Here is an 11,344-nt window from a genome sequence, read left to right as displayed (position 1 = left end):
GGCTGCCTCGATAACGTTTTCAACAGCCTGCTAGGAAGCATGGCTCCACTTGTCAGAACCACGCTCATAGGCTTCCCGCCGGTAATCTGACGGGGTCATGCCTTTGCTGGCGAAGAAGCGCCGGTTGAAGTTGGAGATATTGTTGAAACCTGCTTCAAAACAGATATCCGTGATCGCCGTATCACTGCGACTCAACAGCTCACAGGCTTTACTGATGCGCAGGCTGGTGACGAACTCGATAAAGCGCCGCCCGGTCGCCTGACGGAAGAACCTAGAAAAGTAGGTAGGCTTCATGCTGACATGGTCAGCAACCTCTTCCAGGGTCACATTGCGCATGTAGTGGTCAAAGATATAGTTCACCGCCAGATTCAGCCGCTGAATGTTTTTTTCTCCGGTGACCAGCAGATAGTCGTTGCTCGACAGCAGGTGGTATTCCCCGGTATCCGCCAGCAGCTCCAGCAGAATGAAAAACAGCGAAAGCCGCGTCACGCCCTGGCTTTCAGCTATCCGATAAATCAGTTGTTTGGCCTCGCTGACCGTGTTCTTGCCGTAAAACTCGATGCCGTACTGCGCTCTTTCCAGCAGCGGGGTAAAGCTGTGCATTTCCGGGAAGGCACCTTGCGCGGTGGCAATCAATTCATCAGTGAAATTCACCACCCGGTCACGGCCATCGACCTGGGTCCCCTCTTCCACTTGACTGATCCAGTTATGCGGCAGGTTTGGGCCCGTCAGGATCAGATTATCCGGGTAGAAGTTACCGATATAGTCACCCACAAACACCTTGCCCGAGCTGGCCGTAATCAGGTGCAGCTCGTATTCCTTGTGATAATGCCAACGCACCAGTGGATGGGGGAAACCATGTTCACGATAAAGGACCGAACTGGCTCGCTGTTCATCAATCAGCTCATAAGAAGGGTCAGCAGCGCGAACGGGATGGGGCATAGGCTCAACCTCAGCAAAACCAGTACGGAATGCAGTCGTCATGTTGTTTTTGTTGTCGCCCCTCACACTAACGCCGACACCCACAGGCGACCAATACTTTTTAGTCATGGGCTGCTACTTTTTTGCAAAAGTGAAAATAGCCGACTTGCACACTTTTCTGCTTATGACCCTTTAATTCGATCAAAAACTGCTTGTTTATCATCATTTTTACTATTCCAGTTAGCCCTATATACCAACATAGCAGTGCAAAAAAGTATCAATAATGAGTGGATTAGTTATTTGTTTTCGTACAGGTCAACGGCTGTAATACACAGGCCAACACTCTCCTGGCACTCGCTGGCAGCGCAACACTGCGGCGACACCAACAGGTAAAACAACGATAAAAACAGCACCGTCTCAGAGCACTGCTCTCAGGGTCGGTTGAGGAGTGAAACTCGTATGAAAGCTAACAGCCTGACACTGCATCCGCTACTTGCTGCCCTGATTTCCGGCGGCATGCTGATGGCAGCGCAACATGCATCTGCCGCCACCACCATTACCATCGGCACCGTCAACAACGGTGACATGGTGCGTATGCAGGGTCTGTCCAAGGAATTTGAAACTGCTCATCCAGACATCAAGCTGGACTGGGTCGTTCTGGAAGAAAACGTACTGCGCCAGCGTCTGACCACCGACATTGCCACCAAGGGGGGTCAGTTCGACGTGGTGACCATCGGCATGTACGAAACCGGTCTGTGGGGTAAGAAAGGCTGGTTGACTCCCATCACTGATCTGCCCACAGACTATGACGTCGACGATATCTTCCCGTCCGTACGCGATGGTCTGTCAGTCGACAACAATCTCTATGCCCTGCCCTTCTATGCGGAAAGCTCCATGACCTACTACCGCGCTGACCTGTTCAAGGAAGCCGGTCTGAGCATGCCCGAGCAGCCCACCTGGGATCAGATCAAGGGCTTTGCCGAGAAACTCAGCCACCCGGATAAAGAGCAATACGGCATCTGTCTGCGTGGCAAGGCAGGCTGGGGTGAAAACATGGCGCTGTTCACCACCATGGTCAACAGCTTCGGTGGTCGCTGGTTCGATGAGCAGTGGAAGCCCGAGTTCACCACCGCGCCCGAGTGGAAAGAAGCCCTGAGCTTCTATGTTGATCTGCTGGGCAAATACGGCCCACCCGGTGCTTCAACCAACGGCTTCAACGAAAACCTGGCACTGTTCAACAGTGGCAAATGTGCCATGTGGGTTGATGCAACCGTCGCTGGCTCCTTTGTGACTGACAAGTCCCAGAGCAAGGTATCTGACAACGTAGGCTTTGCCTTCGCCCCTCATCAGACCACCGATAAAGGTTCACACTGGCTGTGGGCCTGGGCGCTGGGTATCCCGGCTTCCTCCAAGAAAGTCGATGCCGCCAAGACCTTTATTGAGTGGGCAACCTCCAAAGGCTACACCGATCTGGTGGCCAAGAAGGAAGGCATTGCCAACATTCCCCCAGGCACTCGTTTCTCCACCTACAGTGCCGAATACAAAGCTGCTGCGCCTTTTGCTCAGCTGACTCTGGACTCCATGCAGAGTGCCGACCCGATGGACTCCTCTGCCAAGCCGATTCCCTATGTCGGTGTTCAGTACGTCACCATTCCTGAGTTCCAGGCCATTGGTACCCAGGTTGGTAAACTGGTCTCCGGTGCGTTGGCAGGTCAGATGAGTATTGACAAGGTGCTGGAAGATGCCCAGGCCTCGGTCAGCCGTGACATGAAACGCGCAGGTTACATCAAGGACTGATGCGGGCCAGCCCCGGGTGAATACCGGTAGCCGCCATCCATCAGCAGGCAACACGAAGCGGTGAGCAGAACTCTCACCTAGCCCGTGATCAATCACTGACAGCCATGCATTCGTCAGGCTGACCGCTTCGTTAACACCGGCTGCCCTGCTGCCGGTTTCACGTGGCCGGGGGAGGTAACTCCCCCAGGCTTTCAGACAATAAAAGACGCCCCTGCCATCCTGCCCGACACGCCATCACCGACCTCCGCGCCACGCGCCCAGTCAGCGATGACACCGTCACAGCCCCGGCAGCCAGACGTCAGAATAATGATAAGAGTCAGGTCTATGAATACTACCAGTCTGGACTCCAGAACGACGCAGCAGCCCGAAGACAAGGCCCGTCAGGGCGGTGTCTCCCGCTACGAAAACCGGCTGCGCCTGGCTACGGTCTCTCCTTCGGTACTCTTGCTGCTGGTCTGGATGATCGTGCCGCTGGCGATGACCATCTACTTCTCCACCATTCGCTACAACTTGCTTTATCCCGGTGAAAACGACTTTGTCGGCCTGGAAAACTTCTATTACTTCATCACCGACGCGGGCTTTCTCGCCGGTGCCGCCAACACCCTGATTCTGGTCGGCAGCGTATTGCTGATCAGCGTGGTGCTGGGCGTACTGATTTCAGTTCTGGTGGATATTGACTTCTGGGGGCGCGGCCTGGTTCGCGTCATGTTGATATCCCCGTTTTTTATCATGCCAACCGTCAGCGCGCTGGTCTGGAAGAACCTGCTGCTGCACCCGGTGTCCGGTATCTTTGCGGCGATCTGGCGCTTCTTCGGTGCCACGCCGGTGGACTGGTTCACTCACTATCCGATGTTCTCCATCATCATGATCGTGTCGTGGCAGTGGCTGCCCTTCGCCATCCTGATCCTGATGACGGCCATGCAATCACTGGATCAGGAACAGAAAGATGCCGCCCGTCTGGACGGTGCCGGCCCGCTGGCGATCTTCTGGCACATCACGCTGCCTCACCTGTCACGGCCTATCGCTGTTGTGGTGATGATCGAGACCATCTTCCTGCTGTCGGTATTTGCCGAAATCTACACCACCACCAGCGGTGGCCCGGGCTATGAAACCACTAACCTGGCCTACCTGATCTACAACCAGGCGCTGCTGCAGTTTGACGTCGGTATGGCCTCTGCCGGAGGTCTGATTGCCGTGGTGATTGCCAATATTGCCGCCTTCGTGCTGATCCGACTGATCGGCAAGAACCTGACCGACAAAGCCAGCTAAAGGAGGGACGATCATGATGCTGACGCTGAAACAAACCCGTCAATTACGTACCTTCCTGCTCGGCCTGCTGGCCTGGGCAGTAGGTCTGGTGATGTTCTTCCCGATTTTCTGGATGATCCTCACCAGCTTCAAAACCGAACTGGCCGCTTTCGCCTCGCCGCCCGAGCTGTTCTTCACCCCGACGCTGGAGAACTACGTCGAGATCCAGCAGCGCAGTGGCTACTTCAGCTTTGCCTGGAACTCAGTGGTGGTGTCGTTCGGCTCAACCATTATCGGCATGCTGATCGCGGTGCCTGCCGCTTACTCCATGGCTTTCTATGAGAGCAAGCGCACCAAGAGCACCCTGCTGTGGATGCTGTCGACCAAGATGCTGCCGCCGGTCGGGGTACTGATGCCCATCTACCTGCTGTGCAAGAACACTGGTCTGCTCGATACCCGCACCGCGCTGGTGATCATCTACACCCTGATCAACCTGCCGATCATGGTGTGGATGGTGTACTCCTTCTTCAAGGAGATTCCCAAGGACATTCTAGAAGCAGCCCGTCTGGACGGTGCCACACCGCTGCAGGAAATCAGCCGCGTACTGCTGCCCATCAGCAAAGGCGGTCTGGCCTCCACCATGCTGCTGTCGCTGATCCTCAGCTGGAACGAAGCTTTCTGGTCACTCAATCTCACCGCCTCCAAGGCTGCACCCCTGACAGCACTGATTGCCTCGTACTCCAGCCCCGAAGGGTTGTTCTGGGCCAAGCTGTCGGCCGTCTCCACCCTGGCCTGTGCCCCGATCCTGATCATCGGCTGGCTGAGCCAGAAACAACTTGTCCGCGGCCTGTCTTTCGGCGCAGTGAAGTAAGGAATTCATCATGGCAGATCTGAAAATAAGAAAACTGAGAAAAGTCTTCGACGGCCTGGAAATCATCAAAGGCGTCGATCTGGACATCAACGATCACGAATTTGTGGTGTTTGTCGGCCCGTCCGGTTGCGGCAAATCCACCCTGCTGCGGCTGATCGCCGGGCTGGAAGAAGTCACCAGCGGCACTATCTCCCTTGATGGTCGCGACATTACCGACGTCACCCCGGCCAAGCGTGATCTGGCCATGGTGTTCCAGACCTACGCGCTCTACCCCCACATGTCAGTGCGCAAGAACATGTCGTTTGCGCTGGATCTGGCCGGTATCGACAAGAGCGAAGTGGAAGCCAAGGTACAGGATGCCGCCCGCATTCTGGAGCTGGGCCATCTGCTGGAACGCAAGCCCAAGGCCCTGTCTGGCGGTCAGCGTCAGCGTGTCGCCATTGGCCGCGCCATCGTGCGCAACCCCAAGGTATTCCTGTTTGACGAGCCGCTGTCCAACCTGGATGCCGCCCTGCGTGTGCAGATGCGTCTGGAGCTGGCGCGCCTGCACCACGATCTCAACGCCACCATGATTTACGTCACCCATGACCAGGTCGAAGCCATGACCCTGGCCGACAAGGTAGTGGTACTCAACGGGGGCCGTATCGAACAGGTCGGCTCGCCGATGGCGCTGTACCACAACCCGGTCAACCAGTTCGTCGCAGGCTTTATCGGCACACCGAAAATGGGCTTCCTCGACGCCCGGGTGATAAGCACCGATCCCCACTCCGTCACCATCGAGCTGGCAGCAGGCACGCGCTTGCAGCTGCCCATCAGCGGTGCTCGCGTCAGCGCTGGCAACAAGGTGACGCTGGGTATTCGCCCTGAGCATATCGAAGTGGTCAAGGCCAGCGAAAGCGCCTTCCAGGTAGAGATGGATGTCACCGAGCATCTGGGCAGCGACACCTTCTGCTACGTGCGTACCAGTTCAGGTGAAACGCTTACCGTGCGCGCTCCCGGCGACTTCACCGGTGAGTTCGGCCAGCGCGTCGGTCTGGCGCTGGATCTCAACCACTGCCATCTGTTCGATGAAAGCGGCCTGACCATCCCCAAACTGAATCAGCGCGCCGCCTGAGTCACTTTTCACGATCACGCGGATGACGGCTGGCATGCCCAGCCGCCTGCACCGGACACGTTTCCAGCAGCCACCTCCTGACAGACATGACGGCAGGAGGTAGCGCCGCTCGTATTCAGATTCAACGCAGCACCGCTGCATGAACCGTTATGACAAGGACTTGCATCATGAAACTCAACGCAGCCAATCTGCAGCAACTGCCCGCCAGTGTCGGCCAGCCTGGCTATGAACGCGGAGACATCCGCCAGGGTATCGTCCATGTCGGTGTCGGTGGCTTTCACCGCGCCCATCAGGCGGTCTATACCGACCTGCTGCTGAAGCAGGGCAAGGCTCGTGATTGGGGGATCTGCGGGGTTGGCCTGCGTGCCGAAGACAAAGGCATGCGTGACGCCCTCGCCAGTCAGGACTACCTCTACACCATGGTCGAACTGGGTGACAGCGACGATACCGAGATCAAGGTCATAGGCGCCATCCAGGACTTTATTCTGGCCCCGGAACAGCCCGAGCAGCTGCTGGCCAGACTGACCGACCCGGATACCCGCATCGTTTCCCTGACCATCACCGAGGGTGGTTACTGCGTGGATGACAGCACCGGCGAGTTCAATGCCGGGCTGCCACAGATTCAGTACGATCTGGCTCATCCCGACAGCCCCAGAACCATCTTTGGCTATCTGGCCAAGGCCCTGCGCCAGCGTCGTGATCAGGGCATTACCCCCTTTACCATCATGAGCTGCGACAACCTGCCCCATAACGGCGAGGTGACGCGCAAGGCCGTGATTACCTTTACCCGCCTGCTGGATGCCGAACTGGCTGACTGGATCAACAGCAATGTGGCCTTCCCCAATGCAATGGTTGACCGCATCACCCCCATGACCAGCGCCGAACACCGCCAGCAGCTGCAGGACAAGACCGGTGTGGAAGACGCCTGGCCCGTGGTCTGCGAACCCTTTATTCAGTGGGTGCTGGAAGACACCTTCTGCAACGGCCGTCCACAGTGGGAAGAAGTGGGCGTGCAGTTCACGCAGGATGTGACGCCCTATGAGCACATGAAGCTGAAGCTGCTTAACGGCAGTCATCTGGCCCTGACCTATCTGGGTTTTGTGCAGGGTTACCAGTTCGTTCACGAAGCCATGCAGGATCCGCTGATCGAGAAGTTTGTCCGCGATTTCATGGACATTGATGTCACCCCGCAGCTGGCACCGGTCCCCGGTATCAATCTGAGCGAATACAAGCAGACCCTGATCGACCGCTTCTCCAATCGCGCCATCTGCGACCAGCTGGAGCGGACCTGCTCCGACGGCTCGGCCAAGTTCCCCAAATACATCATGCTGACCGTCAATCAGCTGCTGCAGGATGGCCAGCCACTGGATCGCGTGGCGCTGATCATTGCCAGCTGGGCCTGGTACCTGAAAGGCGTCAACGAGCGCGGTGAGACCTATCGAATCCCCGACCCCCGCGCTGACTTTATGCAGCAACAGGTCGAGGACGACGCCACCCTGACCCAGCGCTTCCTCGGTGTGGAAGATATTTTTGGCAAGGCGCCGCTGGCTTCGGCTGAGTTTGTTGCCGCGTTCGAGCGAGCGCTGAACAGCCTGCGCGACAAAGGCGTGCAGGCCACCCTGCGCGACTATGTTGCCTAAGGCTATCTCGCTCAAGACGGTGTTGCTTAAAGTCATGTCACTTAAACAGTGATCTGGTCAAAGCAGTGACAGGCGAACGGAATCCCCTTCGCCTGCCGCTGAACCGTTATCCGTTTTCACATTGGCGTTATCAATTTCGGTATCAACATCACCCTGGATACACTCCGACAACAGCCTGATCAGCCCGTTTCCGGATATTTTCATGTAGCATAGGCACCTTAAACTTTAGTCTTGCAGACTGTCTGACAGACTGCGGATGCCTGCTGGCAACGCCAAGCCACTTGGTGAGGTCAGTCAGAGCCTAGCTGCACGCCCATCTGGAACATAAAGGATCTGAGGATGTTTGCGATTTTTGATATGGACGGCCTGCTTATCGACTCCGAGCCACACTGGCTGGCGGTCGAGCAGTCAGTGGTGAAGCGTCACTACGGGCTGAACATTGACGACGATACCTTTCGCTCCATGCAGGGCATGAGCACCCTCAATATCGGCCAGCGCCTGAGTGAGCTCTACCCCACCGCCTTTATCGAGCCGGAAGTATTCGTCAAACAGATTCTCGACAATATGCGCCCTCGTCTGCCGCAAGTGCAGCTGATGCGCGGTGCCCGCGAGATGATGAACTATGTGGCAGACCGTGGTTTCTCCATCGCCATCGCCTCGTCATCACCGCTGGAGTTTATTCAGGAAATTGTGCGCCAGAACCGATTTGCCGTTGATGTACTGGTTTCAGGTTATGAAGTCCCTCACTCCGAGCCCGACCCTGCCGTATTCCTGCTGGCTGCCGAGCGCCTGCGCGCTAAGCCCGAGCAGTGCCTGGTCTGGGAAGATTCGGTCAATGGTGTGAAGGCAGGTAAAGCGGCAGGAATGACCGTGGTTGCCATTCCCGACCCCCATACCCCCTGGCCAGAGGCATTCAGTATTGCCGATTACAAACACGACTCGCTGTACGCCAGCCTGACTGCGCTGAAAAGCAACGCCTACACCCTCGGCTGAGAAACCTTATTACTCAACCGGGATGGGCCACTCTGAGAGCCGGATAACCCTCAGGCTCTCAGATCGTCAACACGCGCTCATGTCAGCAGCTGTCGTATGGTGAATACCCTTCTCCGACCTGTTGAGGACATGCCGCCCCATGACATCTCTGCTTGCGCAATTGAAAGCCCACACCGTAGTGGTGGCCGATACCGGCGAACTCAGTGCCATCCAGCGTTTCCAGCCCGAAGATGCCACCACCAACCCTTCCCTGATTCTCAAAGCCATTGCCGCCGGTCAGTACCCGGAGTTGCTGAGCGCAGCCATCGCGCAGGCCAGACAGTTGAGCGATGACCCACACCAGCAGCTCCAGCTGGCCAGCGACAGACTGGTGGTTGCCATGGGCGTCGAGATTCTCAGGCACGTACCGGGCCGGGTCTCCACCGAAGTGCCCGCACGGCTGTCTTTTGATACCGCCGCCACCCTGAGCAAAGCCCGTGAACTGTGTCAGCTGTATCAGCAGACTGGCATCCCCCGCGAGCGCATCCTGATCAAGATCGCCTCCACCTGGGAAGGCATTCAGGCTGCGCGGGTGCTGGAGCAGGAAGGCATCCAGTGCAACCTGACCCTGATCTTCAACTTTGCTCAGGCCCGCGCCTGCGCCGAAGCCGGTGTCTTTCTGATTTCTCCTTTTGTCGGCCGCATTCTCGACTGGCACGTCAAGCAACAGCCCCAGCAGCATTTCACACCTGCCACCGAGCCCGGCGTCGAGTCCGTCAGGGCCATCTACCAGTTTTTTAAAAAGCATGACTATCGCACCGTGGTGATGGGGGCCAGCTTTCGTAATGCCGGTGAAATTCTCGCCCTGAGTGGCTGTGACCGCCTGACCATCAGCCCTGCGCTGCTGGAGGAGCTGGCTGCTGCGGAAGGTCAGGTAGCGCTGGCATTGCAGGACAATGGCGAACGCGCCCCGCGTCCGGCTGCGCTGGATGAAGCCACCTTCCGCTGGCAGATGAATGAAGACGCCATGGCCACCGAGAAACTGGCCGAAGGTATCCGCGTGTTTGATCAGGATCAGCGCAAGCTCGAAGCCCTGCTCAGCCAGCAACTGGCGACCTGACGGATCAGCACTGAGACAGGTTTCGCAGACAAAATAATAAGGTGATCTATGTATCTCGGAATTGATTGCGGTACTCAGGGTACCAAGGTAGTGGTGCTGGACGCCGAACAGGGCATCCTGCTCGGCGAGGGCTACAGCCCCCATGAGCTGATCAGCCTGAATAATGGCCGTCGCGAGCAGCAGCCCCAGTGGTGGACCGAGGCACTGGTCAGGGCCTACGGGCAGGCCATCGCTCAGGCGGGCATCAACCCACGGCAGATTGCCGGTATCGGCATTTCCGGCCAGCAGCATGGTCTGGTCACACTGGACCGCAACGGCCAGATACTGCGCCCGGCCAAGCTCTGGTGTGATACCGAAAGCACCACAGAAAACAACGAACTGCTGGATTATCTGGGCGGCGCCGATGCCGCCATGGAGCGCCTCGGGCTGGTGATCGCGCCCGGTTACACCGTCTCCAAGCTGCTGTGGATGAAGCGTCACTTTGCCGATGAATTCAGCCGTATCGCCCATATCCTGCTGCCCCATGACTATCTCAACTACTGGCTGACAGGCGAGTTTTGCGCCGAATACGGCGATGCTTCCGGCAGTGGCTATTTCGATATCCGCCAGCGCTGCTGGGATACGGCGATCCTCGACCACATCGACGGTGATGGCCATCTGCGCGCTGCTCTGCCGGCACTGATCGAATCCCATCAACCGGCAGGGGTGGTGCGTGCCGAGATCGCCGGGCTATTGGGGCTTGGCCCTGATGTGGTGGTCTCCAGTGGTGGCGGTGACAACATGATGGGCGCCATCGGCACCGGTAATATCCGTCAGGGCATCATCACCATGAGTCTGGGGACATCCGGCACCGTCTATGCCCATAGCGACAAGGCACTGGTCAGCCCCAATGCGGGCGTGGCGGCGTTCTGCTCATCGGCCGGTGGCTGGTTACCGCTGATCTGCACCATGAACCTGACCAGCGCCAGCAGTGCCGTACAGAAGCTGTTCCAGCTGGACATTGCAGGCTTCAACGACTGCTTGCAGCAGGCTCCTGTCGGTGCCGAAGGGATCACCATGCTGCCCTTCCTCAATGGCGAGCGCGTCCCTGCCCTGCCGCAGGCCAGCGCCAGCATTCTGGGTATCAACAGCCTCAATCTGACCCAGTCCAACCTGTGCCGGGCGGTGGTGGAGGGCACCACCTTCGGCCTGCGTTACGGTCTGGATCTGTTACGCGATGCCGGTTTGCAGGGCGATACCATTCGCCTGATTGGCGGCGGTGCCAAAAGCGCGCTCTGGCGCCAGATAGTCGCCGATACCATGAATGCCCGCGTAGTCTGCCCGGTCATTGGTGAAGCCGCGGCACTGGGCGGCGCCATTCAGGCGGCATGGTGTGTCAGCGGCGAAAGCCTGACAGCCCTGACCGAGCGTTGCGTACAGGTGGATGACAGCAGTGAGAAGCTGCCCGTTGCCGCCGATGTAGCAGCCAGCGAAGAGGTCTATCAGCGCTATCGACAGGCATTGCAGCAATTGCACGGCGTGTAGTCGGGACGGTGGCAGATGATCTGTCACGTATCGGGCAGGTCTGAAGGTATGGTCGCCAGATTGCGTGACGGTGTGATGGAAAGGTGTGGTGCAGAAGGTGCGGTTCGTCCCTCACCGCACCCTTGTATCTCTTCTGG

General features: G+C 57.7%; 10 protein-coding genes. 8 read left to right on the top strand and 2 right to left on the bottom strand.

Going from position 1 to position 11,344, the window contains the following annotated elements:
• Positions 1-30 precede the first annotated feature (30 nt).
• The gene (locus WH50_RS25560; RefSeq protein WP_243410275.1) at positions 31-984 is read right to left on the bottom strand and encodes an AraC family transcriptional regulator; all 954 of its coding nucleotides are present in this window, start codon (positions 982-984) and stop codon (positions 31-33) included.
• Between the two features lie 396 nt (positions 985-1,380).
• On the opposite strand from WH50_RS25560, the gene WH50_RS25555 reads away from it, so the two are divergent.
• From WH50_RS25555 to WH50_RS25535, 5 genes are all read left to right on the top strand, one after another.
• Entirely contained in the window at positions 1,381-2,718 is a 1,338-nt protein-coding gene (locus WH50_RS25555; protein WP_412053245.1) for an ABC transporter substrate-binding protein, read from the top strand.
• A 459-nt stretch (positions 2,719-3,177) separates the two neighbouring features.
• Entirely contained in the window at positions 3,178-3,987 is an 810-nt protein-coding gene (locus WH50_RS25550) for a carbohydrate ABC transporter permease (RefSeq protein ID WP_243410276.1), read from the top strand.
• Between the two features lie 16 nt (positions 3,988-4,003).
• Positions 4,004-4,837: a carbohydrate ABC transporter permease gene (locus WH50_RS25545; RefSeq protein ID WP_104156399.1), complete on the top strand. Its 834-nt coding sequence runs from the start codon at positions 4,004-4,006 to the stop codon at positions 4,835-4,837.
• A 10-nt stretch (positions 4,838-4,847) separates the two neighbouring features.
• Positions 4,848-5,951 carry an ABC transporter ATP-binding protein gene (locus WH50_RS25540; protein WP_110190277.1) on the top strand — a complete coding sequence of 368 codons (1,104 nt, stop codon included), beginning with the start codon at positions 4,848-4,850 and terminating at the stop codon, positions 5,949-5,951.
• Positions 5,952-6,118: 167 nt separating this feature from the next.
• The gene (locus WH50_RS25535; protein WP_104156384.1) at positions 6,119-7,591 is read left to right on the top strand and encodes a mannitol dehydrogenase family protein; all 1,473 of its coding nucleotides are present in this window, start codon (positions 6,119-6,121) and stop codon (positions 7,589-7,591) included.
• A 57-nt stretch (positions 7,592-7,648) separates the two neighbouring features.
• Here the strand turns inward: WH50_RS25535 and WH50_RS26515 are convergent, their stop codons facing one another.
• Positions 7,649-7,795 (bottom strand): hypothetical protein, encoded by a 147-nt coding sequence (locus WH50_RS26515; RefSeq protein WP_165838571.1) that lies wholly within the window; start codon positions 7,793-7,795, stop codon positions 7,649-7,651.
• Positions 7,796-7,930: 135 nt separating this feature from the next.
• Here WH50_RS26515 and WH50_RS25530 point away from each other — a divergent pair, with 135 nt between their 5' ends.
• The 3 genes from WH50_RS25530 (at position 7,931) to xylB (ending at position 11,207) form a co-directional block, all read left to right on the top strand.
• Positions 7,931-8,584: an HAD family hydrolase gene (locus WH50_RS25530; protein WP_110190275.1), complete on the top strand. Its 654-nt coding sequence runs from the start codon at positions 7,931-7,933 to the stop codon at positions 8,582-8,584.
• Positions 8,585-8,723: 139 nt separating this feature from the next.
• Positions 8,724-9,683 carry a transaldolase gene (gene tal / locus WH50_RS25525; RefSeq protein ID WP_110190273.1) on the top strand — a complete coding sequence of 320 codons (960 nt, stop codon included), beginning with the start codon at positions 8,724-8,726 and terminating at the stop codon, positions 9,681-9,683.
• A gap of 48 nt (positions 9,684-9,731) precedes the next feature.
• Entirely contained in the window at positions 9,732-11,207 is a 1,476-nt protein-coding gene (xylB, locus tag WH50_RS25520; RefSeq protein WP_110190271.1) for a xylulokinase, read from the top strand.
• The last annotated feature ends 137 nt before the right edge of the window (positions 11,208-11,344 follow it).

The organism is Pokkaliibacter plantistimulans, from assembly GCF_003194385.1.
Taxonomy (GTDB): domain Bacteria; phylum Pseudomonadota; class Gammaproteobacteria; order Pseudomonadales; family Balneatricaceae; genus Pokkaliibacter; species Pokkaliibacter plantistimulans.
This window is presented reverse-complemented; position numbering and strand designations above follow the sequence as displayed.